This window comes from Microbispora sp. H10830, from assembly GCF_014161375.1.
Classification (GTDB): domain Bacteria; phylum Actinomycetota; class Actinomycetes; order Streptosporangiales; family Streptosporangiaceae; genus Microbispora; species Microbispora catharanthi.
Window position 1 is genome coordinate 257,548 of sequence record NZ_JABBWX010000003.1, and the last position, 19,139, is coordinate 276,686.

Below are 19,139 nucleotides of genomic sequence, written 5' to 3' on the forward strand. Positions count from 1 at the left end.
AGCGGACGCAGATGGGCGAGACCGATCCGCACATCCATGTCGAGCAGAAGGTGATGCGGGCCGGTGCCGCCTACCGCAATCTGATCGCGTCGTCGTTGGGGCGCGCGCCCGACGCGCCGGATGTCGTCACCACCGGTTGCGGGCTCCGGGTGCCCTACGCGATGACCGCGACCCGCCCGGAAAGCGTCACCTGCCTCGCCTGCCGGGAACACGCTCACCGGGAGTACCTGCGCTACGCCGAGCAGGTGGAGCGTCTGAGCCGGATGCCCGGGTCGCCCGTCACCGGCGGCCAGGGCGCGGAGGCCGCGCGATGGGCCAGGGACTTCGCGAAGAGGTTCTCCAGCGCCTGATTCGCCGCCGTCTCGACATCCGCAGAGCACGCCGCGGCCGGCTCGTCATGCCCCCGCATGGGACGAGCAGAGCTCTCGCTACTCGAGGAGTTCGGCGGCTTTGGTCATCGGACCTCCCGTGTCACCCGTGTTGAGCGTGCCGATCGGCTCCACCAGCATGATGGCCGTTTCCTCCTCGGCCACCGGGCAGTGCTCGACACCACGGGGCACCACGTAGAGTTCGCCGGGTTCGAGGACGACGTCCCCTTCCCGGAGCTGGATGGTGAGCCGGCCGCTGATGACCACGAACAGCTCGTCGGTCTCCGGGTGGGTGTGCCAGACGAACTCTCCCTTCAGCTTGGCGAGCTTGATCTCGTAGTCGTTGAGCCCGGCGATCTTCTTCTGCGTCCACAACTCGTCGATCTGGGAGAGCTTGTCGGCGATGGTGACGGGATTGAGGGAAACGGACATCGGGTGGCACCTCTCGCTCGGATGCGCACCGCCCGGATAGGGCGATGGCGGATGTGATGAGCGTGGCCTGCTCCCCTGCTGCCCGTCTTGTACGTTTTTAGCGTGATCGCTCACCGCCCGCCGACGATCAGTGCCTGGCGGCCACCGGTGCCGGGCATCGCCGAGGTCTTCCACGCGCACTTCACCGATCACGCCTACCCGGCCCACACCCACGACACGTGGGACCTGATGATCCTCGATGACGGCGCGGTCGACTTCGGACTGGACCGTCGCCGACACGCCGCCGCCGACCTCTCCGCCGTTCTGCTCCTGCCGCCCGGTGTCCGGCATGACGGCAGGACCGTCACCGCCGCCGGCTTCCGCAAGCGCGTGCTCTACCTGGACACCACCGTGCTGCCGGAACGCCTCACCGGTAAGGCGGTGGACGCTCCTATCCTCGCCGACCCACTCCTGCGTCACCGGATCCACCGACTGCATGCCGCTGTCGGTCATCCGGGAGAAGTGCTCGAGGCCGAATCACGCCTGTTCTTCGTCGCGGAGAGACTGCGCTTCCACCTTGAGGCGTTCCAGCACCGGGCACCCGGTCGCGAGGCGCACCGGCTGGCCGTCCAACTGCGCGAACTGCTGGACGCCCGTGTCCGGGCGGGTCTGCCGCTGCGGGAGGCGGCCGCCGTCCTTCACTCCCACCCCACGCACTTGATCCGCTGCTTCACGCAGACCTACGGCCTGCCGCCGCACACCTATCTCACGGGCAAGCGCATAGAACTGGCGCGCAGGCTCCTGCTGAACGGTCAACGGCCGGTCGACGTGGCGACGAGCGTGGGCTTCCATGACCAGGCGCACCTGAACCGGCACTTCACCCGGCACGTCGGCATCACACCCGCGCGTTATGCCGCACCGGTGAGAACCCGTCACGCAGGCGCACCCGTTCGCGTCTCGACCGCCCCGGCTGAACCATCACTAGCCGAATGTCAAAGCGAGGTGTGATAATCCCGCATATTGGACATAGATCATCATCGAGGTGAACGCGGTCGATCGGGGTGATGAACACGACCGGGGCACAGACGCCGGACGCCGCCGGAATGCGGGCGTACGCCGAGGAACTGCGGGCCACGTTCATGCGCCTGCAGGAGGAGGCGCCCGCACTGCACGAGAAGGCGCGTGCCGTGCGGGTGACGGAGAAGTCGCGTGACGGGCTCGTGGCGGCCACCGTCGGCGCGAACGGCGACCTGATCAGGCTCGACCTCGACCCGCGCATCTACCGGCGGCAGGACGCGCGCGGCCTGGCCGACGCCATCACGCGGACCATCCACGCCGCCGTGGCCAAGGCCCAGGACCGGGTCGTCGAGATCTTCGCGCCGCTCATCCCCGCCGAGCAGATGAGGGCGCACATCGACGGTGACCTCGACGCCGTGCTCGAACAGATGTCGATGAAGATGCCGAAGCGGACACCGGAGGGCCCATGAGTGAGCTGTTCGAGGTGAACTACGTCGACATCCGTCCGCAGCAGCTCGCGAAAGGCCTGTCGCAGTGGCATGCCGCGTCGTCCGACGCGGAGAGCGGGTACGCCGCCGGCCTGCGGGAGATCCGGCGGCTCAACGCCGCCGAGCCGTGGGGGCACGACACGGCCGGGACCGCCTTCCACTCCGCCTACATGCAGGGCGGCGGGCCCGAGACGGTGATGAAGCAGGGTGAGGAACTCGCCGCGAAGGTGGTCGAGCTCGGCCCGACCGTACGGCGCAGCGCCGAGAACGCCCGGGGAATGGACGCCGAACGGGCCAGAGAGGTGCGCGAGATCCTGAAGCGGATCTGACCATGACGCACTCCTCCACGACAGGTACGGGCTCCGGCGCCAAGCCGGCCACGACGAACGGCGACGTCACCTCGAACGACGACGGGCTGCCCGAGTTCGCCGACGGCGGCGGCTCGGTCACCGACGTCACCCCCGCCTGGGGCGAGTCGCTGCCCGCCTGGGCCGACGACCTCATCGCCCTGCTCACGGCGGGTCAGACATGGCCGGATGCGAGCGAGAGCCTGCTGTGGCAGCTCGCCCGCGCCCACCGCTCCGCGACCGTGAGCGTCGTCCAGTCCATCGATCCGGTGGGAGCCGCCGCCGTCGCCGTGCTCAGCGGAATGCAGGGCCCGTCGATGCAGGCGTTCCTGGCACGGCTCGGCGAGCACTACTCGGAGCGGTCGGGCCTGCTCGCGGTGGCGAACAACCACTTCGCCTACGCCGCGCAGGCCGACAACTATGCTCGCTCGACCCAATATTCCAAGTTGTCGGACAACGCGGTCTTCTGGATCGCGCTGATCGCCACGTTCATCGCGCTCCTCGCGGCCTTCTACTCCGCCGGGGCCTCCACCCGGTTCGTCGGGCCGATCGCCGCCCGCGCCCGCGCCGAGATGGAGAAGATCCTCGAACAGCTCGCCCTCGTCGCAGGCCGTCCCGCGGCGGCCCAGGCGCTGGCCAGAGGGACCGCGTTGGCCTCGCTCCGGGCCGGTCTGCTCGGCCGCGTCCTCGCCAACCCCCTGGGGAGGGAGCTCTTCGAGGAGATCGGCGAGGAGGTCGCCGGCGACGCCTTCGCCCAGTCGGAACAGCGGAAGGCAGGCACCCGCGACGGCTGGGACTTGAAGATGACGGGCGCCACCGCCCTGGGCGCGGCGGGCGGCGCGGCCGTCGGCATGCGGGCCGCGCGTCCCGTCAGCAACCTGGTCAACAGGACGCCCCTGCTCAGAAGGCTGAACACCGACGCCCCCGGCTTCGGCAACGCGTTCAAGCGTTTTCCCGGCCGGGCGCTGACGACCGGCCTGACCAACGTGATCGCCTCCCCGGCCGGGAGCGTCCTCGCCAACGGGCTCGTGTACGGCCAGTGGGAGATGCCCGACGGTGAGTCGCTGCTCGGGGCCGCCGCGTCGGGCGCCGCCCGTACGAACACGATCAGCCCGTTCAACCCGGACGTGATCGAGGCGGGCATCAGCCCGCGTACGGCCCTGGCCTCGGCGTACGACACCAGCCTGCGTACCGACCTGATCCGCGCCCTCTCCGGTACGTCTCCGGATCCCGCCGCCGGACAGCCTTCTGGCGGCGATCCGGGTTCCGCGAACACGAATACGGCCGGCGGCGGTCAGACCGCAGGCAACGGCGCGTCCACGGGCTCGGGCAGCACGAGCACCGCGTCCGTCGTGGGGCAGCCCTCCGGCGGCCCGCCCGCCGCACAGTCCGGTGCAAGCACGGCGTACTCCGGCACAGCCGGCACCGCCAACGCGGGCGGCGCCAACCCCGGCGCGGCCGGTTCCGGCAGTGCGTCGAACGCGGGCAACACGGGCAACGCGAACGCGGCGGGCCCGTCCGCCGCGAATCCCGGTCAGGCGCCGGCGGCAGCGCAGAGCGCGTCGGGCCAGCCGGCCACCGCCAATCCCGCCCCGGCGACGGGCACGGGCGGTGCCAACCCAGGCGCGGCCGGCTCAAGCAACACGGCCGGCTCAAGCAACACGGCCGGCGCGGCGAACACGGCTGGTGCGAGCAGCGCGGCGGCGGCCAATCCCACTGCCGCCGGCGCGGCGAACACGCCCGCCACCTCCACTGTGACGTCCACGTCGGCCGCGTCCACGGGGACGCCGTCGCCCGCTTCTCCCTCCGGTGGCACCACGTCATCCGCCGCGGCGTCACCGGCCGCCCCGGCACCGGCGGCGTCCTCGGGGACGACCGGCGGCACCACGTCCGGCAGCGCCTCCGCGGCGCACGCGTCGGCTCGCACGGCGATTTCCGATGTGCTGTTCACGATCGCGCCCGACGTGCTCTTCCTGCGTGACGGCCGGGGCGCCAGGCTGACCGGTCCTGACGGAAGGCCGGTGCAGCTGTCGGGCGAGGACATGAAGGCCCTCGCGGATCGGCTGACGACGCGTGCCGCCGAGGGCGTGGACACACCTCGGCTCCGCGCGGAGGCGGCCGCGCTGCTGGGGGCGAGGATCGCCGAGGAGAGCCTGGGGCTCCCGGTCGAGGGGGCCCTCGACGCGCTCGCCCGGCTCGCCGACGCGACGCCGGACAGCCGCGCCGCCGCCGTCGAGGTGGCGGGCGAGGTGCTGGAGGACAACCCGCGCGGCTGGCGGCCCGACCGGCTGAGCGACGCGGGGGCAGGACTGGTGGAGGAAGCGGCGGTCCCGCCGCACGGACCCGACCACGCCCTTCGCGTCGGCCGTTCCTCCGACACCGCCGCGGACATCGTCAGGCGCGCCGAGAGCCTCGCCGGGATCCCGTCCACCTCCGGCACGAATGGGACAGCCAACCCGGCGAGCGGAGGCCAGGCCGCCGCGGCCTCCTCGAACACCGCGGCCTCCTCCACCCCAGGGCCTGCTCCGGCGACGAACTCCGCTCGAACAGCCAACCCGACGGGGCCGGGGACGGGGCCGTCCCGGACGCGGCCGGGACCGCGTACGACCCGGGGGCGTGGCCGGGTGAACGCCCGGCCCATCGCGCGGAGCCTGTTCGTCGCCGACGGCAGGCCGCCGCACCTGGCCGACCTGTCGCCGCAGGAGGCGGAGCAGGGCTTCCTGTCGCTCCACGCGTCCGACGTGGGCCCGGACGTGACAGGACTGAGCACAGCCGGCGAGCGGACGGTCGTCGTGAACACGGGCCGGCTCGGCGCGCAGCACTTCCGGTTCGAGATCGGCAGGGGGCGTGTCGGCAGACTGTCCGACGGCCGTCTCGCCAGGACCAGGGTCCGGTCGGGCACGGCCGCAGACCCCCACGTCGTACGGCTGTCGCCGCGCCTGGCGAACGACATCCTGCCCCGGGTGTGGCTGCACGAGATCAGCGACGTCTTCCAGCGGATGTCCGGCCCCCGGCAGGGCGTGATCCGCTCCTTCCTGAGCCGTACGGCCGAGCCGGACGCCACGGCCTGCGTGACGGCCCGCTATCGCGAGCACGCGCTCCTGGACCGGCAGTGGCGGGCGGCCCCGGCGCAGGAGCGCCCCGCCATCGCGCACGAGATCGAGCAACTGGGGCGCGAGATCGAGAGGCTCGGGCACGTCGCCCCGGCGCCCCCCTGGTCGGCGCCCCGGCCACCCACCGCATCCCAGCCGGCGCCCGACCCGACGACGCAGACCTCCACCGCGCAGAGCCCCACGGCGCAGAGCCCCACCGCGCCCGATCCGGTGGCGGACCTGCTCGGGCTGGCCCGCACCCAGCGGGAGACGCTGGCGAACGCCGCCGACGAACTGCTCAGAGCGGTCAAGGAGAAGATCGACAGCACCAGGGCGGCCAAGGCCGACGCGAAGAAGGCCGAGGAGGCCGCCGAGAAGGCGTCGCAGGAAGAGGACCGCGGCGCCGAGGAACGCCGCCGTAAGGCGCTGGCGGACCGCGACGTCCACCGGGCGAGCGCCGAGCGCGCCCGCCGGAGCAAGGAGGCGTACGCGCGGGCGGTGCGGCGGGCGGTCGAGGCGCGCACGGCGTACGAGACGCTGGAGAACGCCCTGAACGCCCTCCCCGCGGGCCGGAAAGGCACGCTGCCCGCGGAGATCGCCCGGCTGGCCCGGGAGGCGGATGCCGCCCACACCGCCTACAAGGAGGCGTTCGCGGACGCCCTGCCGTCGTCCGAGGCCATGACGGAGGCGACGCCGGCGGGCCGGCTGCCCCACCTCGAACGGCTCACGCAGGTCGTCAACGAGATGCTCGAACGCGCCGGCGTCGACCAGCGCTACGCGCCCGACGAGCTGTCGCACGTGTTGCGGTCGAACTTCAGGTGGCTGGTCTCGCAGGACGGCGTGGTGCTGCGGGTGGGCCGCGGCACGCGGGCCGAGCTGCGGTTGCGGCTGAAGGTCACGGACCTGGTCGAGGTCTTCGGCCATCCGGTGCGGCATTCCCAGTCGATGCTCGGCCAGTTGCCGCAGGGCGGCCGCTCGGCCTCCGCCACCGCCAACCGTGCGGTGCGCCTGGCGCCGAATCTCGACCTGAACGCCCTGACCAAGCCCTGGCAGGACACCCACTGGCTCGGGTTGCTGATGAAGTTCGGCCTGTTCAAGGGGGGCGCCGCTTTCGGCAGGAGCGAGTCGTTCAGCGGCAACGCGTCGGATTTCGCGCTGGCCGGCGCGGTGCAGGACAACGCGGGCGAGGCGCTGGTGCTCGACGGGCTCGCCTCGGCGGAGGTGGAGCTGCGCACCGCGACCGGCACCGAGCGGGCGCGCGTGGACAGCGGCACGGCCGGCGACGCCCGGAGCCTGCAGGTGTATCTGCCGCACACGCACGCGCAACGGGGGCCGGCCGAGGTCACCCGGCTCTCGCGGAAGGAGTGGCAGCGCACGCCGTTCCCCGAGCACGCGGTCACCGGGCTGACCGGGCTGCAGGACCTCGCCGAGCGCACCGCGGAGCGGACCGGCCACTCCGAGATCGGCAGTATGACCCGCGACCAGATCCTCACGATCATGACGGAGGAGCTGCCGGCCCGGCTCGGCGAGGCGATCAACGATCCCGAGGGACTGCGCCGCCCGATCACCGTCAACGGGCGGGTGGTCGGCTATGTGCGGATCAAGACCCGGGTCGTGATGGACACGGCGCGGCCGGTCGGCACGCCGAGCACCAAGCACCGCCTGGAACGGCTGCGCGTGGGGTTCTCGGGCGCGTCGGGCTCGCGCTCGGCCGGCCGGTCCTTCGAGGTCAAGGGCACCGCGGGAGTCCAGCTTCCCGTCGGCGATCGGCACGTGCTCGGCGCCGCCGGTCTCGACGGTTACAAGACCGCCACGCCGCGCCTGACGGGCGGGCTCGGCCGCTCCTGGTCGCGATCGCGGTCGATGAGCGCGGGCGGCACCGCCATCCGGCCGAGTGTGCAGCGCTGGGCGGGCCACACCCAGGCGTACGCGCTGGAGCTCGAGCACACGGTGACCGTGCAGATGAACACCGACGACGCCCCGCATGCCCCCTTGAGCGGCCGGAGCACGGGCCTGTTCCGCATCCCGGAGCCGCAGGCGTACCGCTACGGCCTTCCCGTCGACCGGTCGGCCGTACGGAAGGACGGCAGGCTCAGGGACGACCCGAAGCCCGGCACGCCGAAGGGCCGCCTGCCCAGGCTGCCCGGCTGGTCGCGCGGCACCGGAGCCGGGCCCGCGCTCGTCCAGGCCAGCGAGCGGCCGGAGAGCGTCAGGAACCTCGACGAGGTGCGCGCGAAGGTCGAGGCGGCGTTGCGTGCGCGCGGCCTGCTGCCGGACGAGAACGGCCGGCTGTCGCGTGACCCGCTGACCCGGGCGAGCCAGATCGCCAACATGATCGAGCTGGCCGAGCAGTTCTCCCCGGCCCGTCTGCAGACCGCGTATGACCAGGCCATGCAGGACGGGATCTTCCTCGACCTGGTGACCCAGGGAATCGGCCGGGCCAGCCGGCACCTCACCGTGCGCATCCGGTTGGAGCAGTCGGGCCAGGAGGAGTTCCAGGGCACCAGCGCCGCCGACGTCGTGACCGACCTCGACATCTCGTCGGAGACCTCCGGCCGCTCGGCCGGCCGGTCGCGCGGCCGGGCCCGGGACGTCGGCCCCGGTCTCGGCCTGGAGACGAATCCGGGCGAGGCCGGCTCGACCGGCGGTGGGTTCGGCGCCCACTGGAGCAGGGGGCGCACGTTCTCCACGACCCTCAACGACACGGGCAACCTGGTCACGCTGGCAGAGGGCACCGCTCCGGCGGCGGTCTTCGAGGTCCCCCACAAGCTCACCGTGGACCTGATCGAGGACGACGGAAAGGTCACGCCGCTGGCCCAGAGCGACGACGTGTGGATGCGGGTGCTGCTGCCCTCCGACCTGCTGCCGGAGCAGCGGACCGAGCCCTCGCCCAGCCATCCGACGTCCTCGGAGGCGCTGAGCCTGGCCACCCTGCTGCACGTGGACGGGAGCGGCGTGCTCGACGCCCTTCGATCGGTGCTGCCGAGGGCGATGCGGCCGGGCTCGGTGTCGTTCCACCACCTCGCCGAGGCGTTCAACATGCGCAACCTCATCTCCCACCCGGAATGGCTGCTCGCCGACCCCGCCAGCCCCGCCACGACGTACAGCACCGCCTTGGCCGTTCGCCCGCGCGGCCTGCGTACGCACCGGGCGTCGGCGTGGATCACGGCCCAGCCGGGCGAGTCGACGTTCGTGACCGCGGCCGACCTCGTGATCGGCGACATCAACTTCACGATGGGCGCGCACACCACGCGGATGGAGACGCGCAGTGGACGGTCGGCGGACGCCTCGACCGGCGCGAACGAGGCCCTGCCCGGCCCGCTCGGCGGCAAGGAGGAGGCCGGCGCGTCCGGGGCGGGGAGCAAATCGTCCTCGATCTCCGACACGGCGATCTGGGGCAGGGAACGGCTGGCCATCGACACCGGCAAGCACTACGTGTTCGCGATGAAGGCGGACATCACGGTTTCCGGGGACGAGGCGGGCAACCGGCGGGCCGACGCCGCGCCGCTGCGGGACAGGACGGTCGTCTACTCCCTCCCCGAGCGCGACGCGCTCGACCTCTACGGCAGGGGCGAGCTCAAGCTGCCCCTCGACCAGGTGGCCGACGCGGTGACGCGACTGCTGGACGGCAACCTCCAGCTCGACCCGCGTACGGCCGTGCCGCTGGTCCGCAGATACCTGGCCGACCGGGCGCTGGCGCGAAGGGACGGCCACCCCCGATCCGACCTGGAGCAGAAGCACCCTCGCGCGATGCTCGTCGAACGGCTCGCCAAGGACTTCCCGATGAACCTGGCCGCCGAGGGGAACCGGCTCAAGCGGATGCACGACAGGCTGCCGGACCTGGCCACCCGCGTGGACGTCCCCGACCTGTACGAGGACTCCCTCGGCGAGAGCACCGTGAAGTCGGTCCGGCTCACGACCCCGGGCGGCAAGCGGACCCGGCTGCTCGACGAGGTGCTCGGCCAGATCGGCACGGTGGCGCCCGGCGCGCTGAAGCGCGACCCGGTCCTGCTGCGCAGCCTGTTCGGCGACTTCGCCGGCAAACGCTGGTGGGGCAAGCTCGACGACATGACCGGGTCGGCCGGCTTCGTCAAGACGTACTCGCTCAAGATCGGCCCGCACCTCACCGAGGACGTGACGGTCAGGATCACGGCGGAGCTCCACGGCGACCAGGCGACGTACGGCGGAAACGTCCACAACTTCGGCCAGATCCTCCAGGACTACACGTACACGCAGGAGGAGCGCGCCGAGTCGTCGGGCAAGACGTTCGGCGGCAACGCGAACGCCGGAGCCGGGCAGGACGCCGGGAGCGGCGGCCGAGCGGTCGCCACCGACCGCTCGCACACCGGCACGGCCTCCACCGGCACCCAGCGGACCCGCATCCAGCGTTCGGCGGCGTTCCGCGGCGGGCAGCTCGTCGAGCATCCGGTGACCATCAGGATCGAGGTCGAGCGGTCGTCGGGCCGCGTGCGCGGCGCCGTCGCCAGGACCACCGGCGTCCCCCGGACCAGCCACATCACGCTGCGCGGCACCATGACCCGGGTGCTGCCGGACGGCATGGTCGCGAAGGAGGGCACGGTCGCCGCGCGGCCGCCCGCCCGGCCCGACGTGCGGAGGGTCGTGCCGCCGGAGGTCTTCGTGACCGAGCGGCTCAAGGCCGACGACCTGCTGCGCACCGTGTTCGGCCGGCTCTCCCGGGAGGACCTGCTCGGCGGGGCCGCCGCCATGGAGCACTACGCCGAGCTGGCCAAGGCGCTCACCGGGAACGGGCTCACGACCCGGCTGGAGCGGATGACCGGCCCCGACGGGCACCGGCTCATCCGGCTGCCCATGCCGGGAAAACCCGGCCAGGTGGTGGACGTGCGGATACACGCCGACCTCTCCGAACCCGACCCGGTGGCCCTGGGCCTCAACGACACCGAGCTGGGGCAGGTGGACCGCGAGCAGAACACGGCCGGCACGGCCACCGACCGGGGGCAGATGGCGCCGCTCGGCCGCACGTACAGCGCCGGGCACGCCGTGGGCGCCGGCACCGATTTCGGCGCCGGCGACCAGACCGCGCAGTCGAGCTCGGGCAGCGGCGGCAACCGCGACGAGACCAGCGTCTTCGTGAAGGGCACCGGGGCCAAGGTGCGGTTCCGGGTCGACTTCGGCCTCCGGTTCGAGGTGCGCCAGGTGGCGCGCGACGGCGCGGAGACGGTGCTGCGGACCGTGGACATTCCGCACGGCGCGACCGGCACGGCCCACCTGATCATGTTCCAGCACGCGCTGGAGGAGATGCTGGCACGCCGCGACGCCGGCGTCGCCCGGCCGCTGTGGGACTTCCACCGGCGGAGGGCGGCCGCGCCCGGCGTCTTCTTCTCCCACGACACCGTGCGCGCGCTGGCCGCGAGGCAGCCGTCGTACGACCCGGCCGCCCCCAGCAGAGCGATGGCCGAGGCGCTCAGAGGACGGACGGGGACGTTGCCGGTGGGCATCGTCGCCGACATCGGCCAAATGAATCAGACGCCCGGTTCGACGGCTCTCGTGACGGAGGCGAGGCTGCTCGCCCGCGACCTCGGCGCCGACGTCCACCTCCATCTCAGGCGGCCCGACGGCAGCGTCGAGCGTTATCACGCCACACCCGCGGGCGAGCTGTCCGGCGATCCGTTCGCCGAGGCGCTCGGCACGGTGCCGCCCGGCCTGGTGGCGCTGGCCGAGGGACACGGCCTCGATCTGCGTGACCTGTACGGCGGGCGGTCCGACGGGTTCGCCGACCGGATCGGCGAACGGCTCGACGCCCTCGGCGTCGCCCGGCCGGCGCCGGCCGACCCGGGCTGGCCGGTGCCCGAGACGGCCGCGGACGCCACCTGGGGCGGCACCGCCCTCATCACCGCCCCGCCCGGCAGCGTGACGGCCGAGCCCATCCCCAAAACCGCGTTCGTGGCCGACGGCCGGGCCCCGCACCTGCCCGACCTGTCGAACGACGAGATCCCCGCGGCCGTCGCAGACCTGCGCCCGGCGGACTTCGGCCGGGGCGTCCACGCCGTGACCGCGACGCCGGACGGCACGGTCGTCACCGTCGAGACCGCCCGGTTCGGCACGCAGCGCTTCGTCGTGCTGCCCGAGGACCCCGGCGGCGGACGCCCGGGCCGTACGGAGGTCGACGCGGGCACCGGCCCGCACGTGATCCGGCTGGCGCCGAGGCTGGCCCCCGACGTGGTGGCCCGGGTGCTGCTGCACGAGATCAGCGACACCCTGCAGAAGCGGTCGGCGGCGGAGCAGGGGAGGGTGCGCCGGTTCCTGAACGCCCTCGATCCCGGCTACGACGCCTGTGCCTCCGCCCGCTACAACGAGCACGCCTACCTGTCGCGGCGATGGAGGGCGACGACCTCGGACGAGGAGCGAGCGCGGCTGCGGCACGAGATCGAGGCGGTCGCCCGCGACCTCGGCGCGCGGGGTCAGGCGGCGCCCCCGCCGCCGTGGGTCACCGTGCCGCCTCAGGCGCCGGTCCCCGACCTGTGGGAGCGGATGCGCAGGCTCAGCAACACCTCCGGCTGGGAGCCGCCCGACGACGAGGATGAAACCGTCCCCGCACCGGAGGACACAGGACAGCGAAAGGTAAGGAACGGGTGATGCCCTACTCGATCGCCAGGAGCAGGGACGAGGCGCACCTCTATCTCGACCTGAACCCCTGCGCCTGCGGCTCGGCGGACACCGACTGGGACAGCGGCCTCGCGAGCGTCGAGGGGGAGCTGGTCACCTGTTACGAGGGGCGGTGCGCGGGGTGCGGCGCCGAGCGGGAGCACCTGTTCGGACTCCCGGAACGGGAGGTGACGCCCACGGGCTTCCCGACGTTCGGCGGCGCGGAGCCGTCCGAGTTGCTGGACCCCGGCGAGTGGCTGTGGGTGGCCGACCTGACGGCGGGCAACGTCCCGGACGGCGGGGAGAGGCAGGCGCTGTCCATCGCGCGGGCCGCGGTCGAGGAAGTGATCAAATTCGTTCCGCCCGGGCAGGACGAGGTGCCCGAGGACGCGTTCTGGTCGGAGCGGGGACGCGCCGTGCGCGCCGCCGAGCCGGGGCGGTTCCGCCTCGACCGGCTGCTCGTCGTAAGGGACACCTACCGGGAGCTGGCCGGAGCCTAGAGTAGGGGGAATGGAGCAGGCAGTGTCGATTCCGTACGCGCGGACGCTCGCGGAGGCCCGGCTGTATCTCGCGCTCACCGTGGACGAGGCCGCACGCGAGGAGCCGCCGGTCGAGGGGCCCGAGGCGTGGACGGTCCGGTCCGGCGGGGTCGAGCTGCTCGTGCCGTACGCGAGCGAGGCGGAGGCCAGGGACGAGGGGGAGCGGTTCGGCGTCGGCCTGTCCGAGCTCATCGACCCCGGTCAGTGGCGGCTCGCCGGTGCGGGGTACGCGCGCCGCGCGCTCGCCGACGACCTCGAATACACCGAGGAGCCGGGGGACGAGAGGCTCTTCCAGCGGGTGGTGAGCGGCTGGGAGGCGGCCAGGGACGCGCTTGGGGAGGCGCTCAAGTTCATCCCGCCCGGCGAGGACGAGGTGCCCGCCGAAGCGTTCTGGACCGAGGCGGGGCTGGCCGCCCGCGAGGCGGAGCCCGACTGCTTCCTGCGCGACCGGCTGGCCGAGGACATCGCCTTCTACCAGCAGAATCTGGACGACTTCCGCCGTCTCAACGGCTGACCTACTTGCCGAGCGGCACCGGCACGCGGGCGGCGGCCGGGTCGAGCGCCGGGCCCTCCGGGATGAGATGCAGCAGGTGTGCGGGCACCGGCGTGGCGTCGGAGGCGTCGTAGCCGAGCTTCGGCAGCAGGTCGGCCGAGGCGACGGCGAACCTGCGGCCCTGGTCCGTCACCAGGAAGTAGTTCGTGATCGACCCCAGCTGCCCCTCGCCCGGCAGCAGACCGGCGACCGCCGCCATACCCGGCGGGAGCAGCACCTGGTCGAAGGTCTCCTGGCCGCCCGGGGTCCTGGGCGTGGGGATCGCGATCGAGGAGCCGACGGTCAGGGTCGCCCGTGTCGAGCCGCCGCGGGTGCCGGAGTAGACCGCGCACAGCGGTGTTGTGGAGGCGGGGGAGGTCACCGTGGGCATCGTCTCGGGCATCCCGCCGCCCACCACGCTCTGCTTGGAGAGTGAGGCGTTGGCCGTGGCCGCGTCGATCGGGACGGCCCGCGGGGGGCGCCTGCCGTACGCCGCCTTGATGGCCGGGTCGGCCAGCAGGAGCGTGGCCTGGGTGAGGGTGATCGGCGCGAGGCCGTCGGACAGCAGGACGTACCAGCGGGCGGGGGCGCCCCCGATGCCGGGCACGGTGAAGACCTGCCCGATCGCCGCCGTGACCGTGCCGTCGGGCCCCCGGACCTTCCTGCCGAGGTGCCCCACCTTCGGGCCGCTGAAGTCGGTGCCTTCGGGGATGGCGTTGAGCCAGGTCGCGGGCACCTTCCTGGGCTGGGCGTTCAGGGCGCTCACCACGCTGGAGCTCGCCCGCATCCGCCGGTCGCCCCAGATGACCCACTTCTGCCGGCCGTCGTCCACGACCATGGCGCCGCCGCCGAGCGGCTTGCCGCCGACGTCCACGCCGCCCACCAAGGTGACGTACGGCCGCGGCGCCCCGGTGGCGTCGGGGCCGTCCACCACGCACACCGACCACGGTCCGTGCACCAGCTTGTCCTTGGCCGGCAACGAGTCGGGCGCGCCGGGGATGCCGACGAGCGGCCCGCGCGGCAGCGCGGCCAGCGAGGCGGCGGAGACGTCGCGCACCGTCACGTCGGCGGTGTCGAGCAGCAGCCGGGCGGAGACGTAGTTCGCCACGGGAAGCAGCACGCGCTCCTGCTGGCTGTAGACGTAGGTCGCGCCGGTGTCCTGCTCGACGAGCAGCTGGCCGGGCTCGGTGAGCTTGGTGGCGCCGCCCGGTTTGATCACACCCCAGATGCCGAAGACGGCGAGCAGGAGCACCGACAGCAGGACCCCGCAGAACGTGGCCAGGGTGTGCCGCCGCATCGGCGTCTCCGCGACGTCCGGCTCACCCTGCAGCAGGGCCTGGCCCAGACGCTGCTGCATCAGCCGGTATGCCTGGTAGAGGTCCTTCCGGGTCTGCACGTCACCTCCCTGTCCGAGGGCATGGGAGCCAGCATATTGATCCGGCGGCGTCTCTGTGATCTCCACAGTGTCCCGGCGGTCCCGCTTTGACGTAGGTCGTTGAAACTTGTACGGTTACAGCCACTGTTGTAACACTAATAGTTACATCGCTCGGAATCGACGGAGGATCGACATGGGTCAGCTCTCGGGCAAGGTCGCGATCGTCACCGGCGGCACCACGGGCATCGGCCTCGCGACCGCCAAGCGCTTCGCGGCCGAGGGCGCACAGGTGTACATCACCGGCCGCCGTAAGCCGGAACTCGACAGCGCCGTCGAGGAGATCGGCTCGAACGTCGTCGGGATTCAGGGGGACGTGGCGGACCTCGCCGACCTCGACCGGTTCTACGCGGCCGTCGCCCGGCACGGCCGCCGGATCGACGTGCTGTTCGCCAACGCGGGGGGCGGTGAGTTCGCCCGGCTGGAGGAGGTCACAGAGGAGCACTTCGACCGGACCTTCGCCGTCAACGTCCGCGGTCTGTTCTTCACCGTCCAGAAGGCGCTGCCGCTTCTCAATGAAGGCGCTTCGGTGATCTTGCCGGGTTCCACGGCCGCGACGACCGGAGCCGAGGCGTTCGGCGTGTACGGCGCGACCAAGGCCGCCATCCGGTCCTTCGCCCGGACGTGGGCCAACGAGCTCAAAGGGCGTGGCATCCGGGTCAACGTCATCGTCCCCGGGCCGATCGACACCCCTGGAATCACCGGTCTGGCTCCGGACGAGGAGCAGGCGGGACAGCTCAAGGGCGTCCTGGCGAGCCAGGTGCCGCTGGGCCGCATGGGGCGGCCGGAGGAGGTCGCGAGCGCGGTGCTCTTCCTGGCCTCGGACCAGAGCAGCTTCACCAACGGCGCCGAGCTCTACGCCGACGGCGGCATGAACCAGGTCTGAGCCGGTCTCCCGCTCCTGGCGCGAGCCGGCCGGGCTCCTCCACCCGCCCTCACCCCCCGGGTGGTGGGGAAGGGCGCCGGGCTCGTCGCCCGCCGCCTACTCCCTCTGCCGCGCCAGCACGTCCCGCAGCACGTCGGCGATGGTGGTGCCCGCCAGTTGCTTCCTCATGGCGTCTTCCAGGCCGTCGTACACCTGCCGCAGCGTCGGCTGGATTCCGAAGCCGACCGGACACGACTGGTTCGGCTGCGCGTTGTGCATGCCGAAGAGGCCGCCCTCGTCCAGGGCCTCGTACACGTCCAGCAACGTGATCGACTCGGGGTCGCGCGTGACGACCCAGCCCGCTCCGGTGCCCCGTCTGGCCTCCACCAGGCCCGCCTTCCGCAGGTCGCCCAGGCATCGCCGGATCACGACCGGGTTCGTGTTGACGCTGCCCGCGATGCGTTCGGAGGTGGCCACTTCGTGCCCCTCCCGGCGGTCGAGCACCATCCACGTCAGCACGTGCACCGCGACCGTCAGCCTGCTGTTCGCACTCATCCGCTCGTCCGTCTCCTCTGTGTAACTCACAAGGTTACAGCGCCGCTGGAGGCCGGTCTGTCGCACGGTTCACTGCGGCGGGCGGCGGCCTGCTTGTCTCTCGGCGGCGTCGAGTGCGGGCGTGAGCGGTGCGAGCGTGGCGCGCAGCAGGTCCGGCAGGGAGCCGGACGGCAGGACGAGCCCGCTGGCCGTGGAGGATGCGGCGGTCGTTTGCAGCCATTCTCGGAGAGCGAGGCGAACTGCGGCGGCCACGCTCGCCGCGAGCACGCGGGCGGTGTGCCCGCCTGTGAGGCCGAGGCGTCGGGCGATCGCGTCGCTGAGGGGATGTTCGATCGCGGCGGCGGCGTCGACGAACTCGTCGCGCAGCGCGGGGCGGGTGGTGATCAGCAGGAGCGCGTCGCAACCGGGTTGGCCGGGGTCGGTGTACTGGTCCACGATCGCCTCGACGACCGCCTCGGCGAGGCCGACGTCGGCGGGCCGCTCGGCCACGGCGGCCGCGACCCGTGCTTCCCGTTCGCCGGTGACGGCGGCCACGATCGCCTGCTCCCGGCTGGAGAAGTAGTTGTTGTAGGTCCTGGGGGAGACGCCGGCGGCCTCGGCGATGTCGTCCACGCGCACGTTGTCCGGCCCGCGCTCTAGAGCCAGCCGCAGTGCCGCCGCGCGCAATGCCTCTCGCGTGGCCTGCTTCTTCTGCTCGCGCAACCCGGTCGGTCTCGTCTCCACCGTCCCAGCGTTCCAGAATTGATGCGTGGGCGCAAACTTGCGCGTACGCAACTTTTCTTCCTAGTCTGCCTCCCGGCAGGGAGGATGTCCCAGCGGCCCAGGCGCGCTTCGGCGCTCCATCCGCCCTGCTCTCGTCCGCGTGAGCAAGGGAGAAGACGTGATCACAGATGTCGTCATCGCCGGCGGCGGCCCGAACGGGCTGATGCTGGCCTGCGAGCTGAGCCTGGCAGGGGTTCGGCCGGTGGTGCTGGAGCGGCTGCCGGAGATGAGCGAGGAACCGAAAGCGAACGGATTGCTCGGCCAGGTCGTGAGAATGCTCGACCGCCGGGGGCTGCACGAACGTCTCAGCGACAACCCGGCACCGCCGCAGCCGAACTCCGCGTACTTCATGTTCGGCGCGCTGGGCCTGGACCTGAGCCTGCTGGAGGACAGCCCCGTTTACGCCCTGCCGGTGCCGCAGCGACGCATTGTGCAGGTCCTGCAGGAGCGCGCCATCGAACTGGGCGTGGAAATCCGGCGGGAGCACGAGGTCGTCGGCGTGTCCCAGGACGAGGACGCGGTCACCGTCGATGTCGCGCACCCCGGCGGGGCATACCGGTTGCGGGCCCGATACCTCGTCGGCGCGGACGGAGCACACAGCGCCACCCGCAAGCTCTCCGGCATCGGGTTTCCTGGCGTCACCTATGACCGGATGACCGTCTGCTCAGCGCACGTGAAGCTTCCGGCGGACTGGGTCGATCCCGCGACCGGCGCGCTGCACGTGCCCGGCTACGGCGCTGTTCTGCCGTTCCTGCCCCACCGCACGGAGCACGGCGGGTTCTCCTACGCACCGATGCCCGGTCACCCGCCGCTGGTCAGCACCACAGAGTGGGACCTGCCCACGACCGACGCCCCGATGAACCTTGAAGCGCTGCGGGCGAGCATCCGCCGCGTGCTCGGCGTCGACGTGCCACTGGGTGCGCCCGATGGCCCAGGGCCGCACGTGCTGCGCCGGCTGACCGGCGGTAACACCCGGGTCGCCGACCGGTTCGCCGACGGCCGGGTGTTCCTGATCGGTGATGCCGCGCACGTGTACGCCGCCACCGGGGGAGGACCCGGGCTCAACCTCGGCCTGCAGGACGCGGTCAACCTCGGCTGGAAACTCGCCGCGGTGATCCGCGGCAGCGCCCCGCCCGGACTGCTGAACAGCTACGAGGCCGAGCGGCGACCCGCCGCCCACCGCATGATCCTGAACGCGCGGGCGCAGTCGGCCCTGATAGCCCCCGGCGGCGACGTCACCGGACTGCGCGAACTGTTCACCGAGCTGCTCCGCGACCAGAGCACCGTGCAGCGCCTCGCCGAACTCATCGCGGGCGCCGACGTCCGCTATGACATGGGCGAACCCGACGCGCATCCGCTGATCGGCCGGTTCGCGCCGGACATGGAACTGCACACCCCGGCCGGGCCGGTCCGGCTGGCCGAGCTGACCAGAACCGCACGCCCCCTTCTGCTCGACCTGACCGAACGAGCGTCGCTGGCGCGGACGCTCGACCTGCGGCACGACTACGTCGATATCGTCACCGCGCGCCCCCAGGTCCCGGCGCCCACCGCACTGCTCCTTCGCCCGGACTGCTACGTGGCCTGGGCATCCGCATCACCCGAACCGGATCCCACGGAGATCGAAGCGCTTCGGGCCGCCGTACAGCGATGGTTCGGTGGGCTTTCCGGGCGTTAGGAAAAAGGGGAATGGAGTGGCGGAAAAGCCAGATTCTCCCGGGCTTCGATATAGCCGCTCGGCATAAGGGGTTCACAAGATTGACAAACGATTTACGGTGAGGGCGGCCCCTTTGTCGATGAAGGAGTGACTGAATGGGTAACAGCTTGCTCGGCGGCGACCCCGCGGAGATGCAGAGCATGGCCGCGCAGTTCAGCCAGCAGGCGGACCAGGTTCGCGCCACGATGGCCAACCTCGACCGTGAGGCGGCCAAGGTCGGCACCGCCTGGACCGGCCCCGGCGCGCAGCGCTTCCACGACGCCTGGCAGAGCTACCGGGCGGCGTTCCAGCGCATGGCGGAAGAGCTCAACGAGGCCTCCCGGGTCATCACGACCTACCGCGGCAACATCGAGTCCGCCACCCGCTGACCGGCACCCGCAAACCGCCGGCCGC

The 19,139-nt window shown here is 72.2% G+C and carries 14 protein-coding genes; 10 read left to right on the forward strand and 4 right to left on the reverse strand.

The genetic code is table 11. The features are described from left to right. Nucleotides 1–11 precede the first annotated feature (11 nt). A complete protein-coding gene (locus tag HHX35_RS10490) occupies nucleotides 12–350 on the forward strand; it encodes a hypothetical protein (RefSeq protein ID WP_182898655.1) in 339 nt (112 codons plus the stop codon). A gap of 78 nt (nucleotides 351–428) precedes the next feature. Here the strand turns inward: HHX35_RS10490 and HHX35_RS10495 are convergent, their stop codons facing one another. Next, nucleotides 429–800, reverse strand: a complete 372-nt coding sequence (locus tag HHX35_RS10495) for a cupin domain-containing protein (protein WP_182898656.1) — start codon at nucleotides 798–800, stop codon at nucleotides 429–431. A 102-nt stretch (nucleotides 801–902) separates the two neighbouring features. Between HHX35_RS10495 and HHX35_RS10500 the strand changes: the two genes are divergently transcribed. From HHX35_RS10500 to HHX35_RS10525, 6 genes are read left to right on the forward strand one after another with little or no spacing between them, the layout of a single operon-like run. Beyond that, nucleotides 903–1,787, forward strand: a complete 885-nt coding sequence (locus HHX35_RS10500; protein WP_310738998.1) for an AraC family transcriptional regulator — start codon at nucleotides 903–905, stop codon at nucleotides 1,785–1,787. 56 nt (nucleotides 1,788–1,843) lie between these two features. Then, nucleotides 1,844–2,266 (forward strand): YbaB/EbfC family nucleoid-associated protein, encoded by a 423-nt coding sequence (locus HHX35_RS10505; protein ID WP_182898657.1) that lies wholly within the window; start codon nucleotides 1,844–1,846, stop codon nucleotides 2,264–2,266. Beyond that, the gene (locus tag HHX35_RS10510) at nucleotides 2,263–2,613 is read left to right on the forward strand and encodes a hypothetical protein (RefSeq protein ID WP_182898658.1); all 351 of its coding nucleotides are present in this window, start codon (nucleotides 2,263–2,265) and stop codon (nucleotides 2,611–2,613) included. The genes HHX35_RS10505 and HHX35_RS10510 overlap by 4 nt, the downstream gene beginning before the upstream one ends. Nucleotides 2,614–2,615: 2 nt before the next feature. Then, a complete protein-coding gene (locus HHX35_RS10515) occupies nucleotides 2,616–12,338 on the forward strand; it encodes a hypothetical protein (RefSeq protein WP_182898659.1) in 9,723 nt (3,240 codons plus the stop codon). Beyond that, nucleotides 12,338–12,847 (forward strand): hypothetical protein, encoded by a 510-nt coding sequence (locus HHX35_RS10520; protein ID WP_139573457.1) that lies wholly within the window; start codon nucleotides 12,338–12,340, stop codon nucleotides 12,845–12,847. Before HHX35_RS10515 ends, HHX35_RS10520 begins: the two co-directional genes overlap by 1 nt. A gap of 10 nt (nucleotides 12,848–12,857) precedes the next feature. Continuing rightward, nucleotides 12,858–13,400, forward strand: coding sequence for a hypothetical protein (locus HHX35_RS10525; RefSeq protein ID WP_205825607.1), 543 nt, complete (start codon nucleotides 12,858–12,860; stop codon nucleotides 13,398–13,400). 1 nt (nucleotide 13,401) lies between these two features. Here the strand turns inward: HHX35_RS10525 and eccB are convergent, their stop codons facing one another. Continuing rightward, nucleotides 13,402–14,814 (reverse strand): type VII secretion protein EccB, encoded by a 1,413-nt coding sequence (eccB, locus tag HHX35_RS10530; protein ID WP_182898660.1) that lies wholly within the window; start codon nucleotides 14,812–14,814, stop codon nucleotides 13,402–13,404. Nucleotides 14,815–14,986: 172 nt separating this feature from the next. On the opposite strand from eccB, the gene HHX35_RS10535 reads away from it, so the two are divergent. Continuing rightward, a complete protein-coding gene (locus HHX35_RS10535) occupies nucleotides 14,987–15,736 on the forward strand; it encodes an SDR family oxidoreductase (protein WP_182898661.1) in 750 nt (249 codons plus the stop codon). A 96-nt stretch (nucleotides 15,737–15,832) separates the two neighbouring features. On the opposite strand, the gene HHX35_RS10540 is transcribed toward HHX35_RS10535, so the two are convergent. Together HHX35_RS10540 and HHX35_RS10545 are read right to left on the reverse strand one after the other, a co-directional pair. Then, nucleotides 15,833–16,270: an Rrf2 family transcriptional regulator gene (locus tag HHX35_RS10540; protein WP_182898662.1), complete on the reverse strand. Its 438-nt coding sequence runs from the start codon at nucleotides 16,268–16,270 to the stop codon at nucleotides 15,833–15,835. A 69-nt stretch (nucleotides 16,271–16,339) separates the two neighbouring features. Beyond that, on the reverse strand, nucleotides 16,340–16,993 hold the full coding sequence (locus HHX35_RS10545) for a TetR/AcrR family transcriptional regulator (RefSeq protein ID WP_182898663.1): 654 nt from the start codon (nucleotides 16,991–16,993) through the stop codon (nucleotides 16,340–16,342). A 157-nt stretch (nucleotides 16,994–17,150) separates the two neighbouring features. Here HHX35_RS10545 and HHX35_RS10550 point away from each other — a divergent pair, with 157 nt between their 5' ends. Together HHX35_RS10550 and HHX35_RS10555 are read left to right on the forward strand one after the other, a co-directional pair. After that, nucleotides 17,151–18,707, forward strand: a complete 1,557-nt coding sequence (locus HHX35_RS10550) for an FAD-dependent monooxygenase (protein ID WP_182898664.1) — start codon at nucleotides 17,151–17,153, stop codon at nucleotides 18,705–18,707. Between the two features lie 134 nt (nucleotides 18,708–18,841). Then, nucleotides 18,842–19,114, forward strand: coding sequence for a WXG100 family type VII secretion target (locus HHX35_RS10555; protein ID WP_079320176.1), 273 nt, complete (start codon nucleotides 18,842–18,844; stop codon nucleotides 19,112–19,114). Nucleotides 19,115–19,139 lie beyond the last annotated feature (25 nt).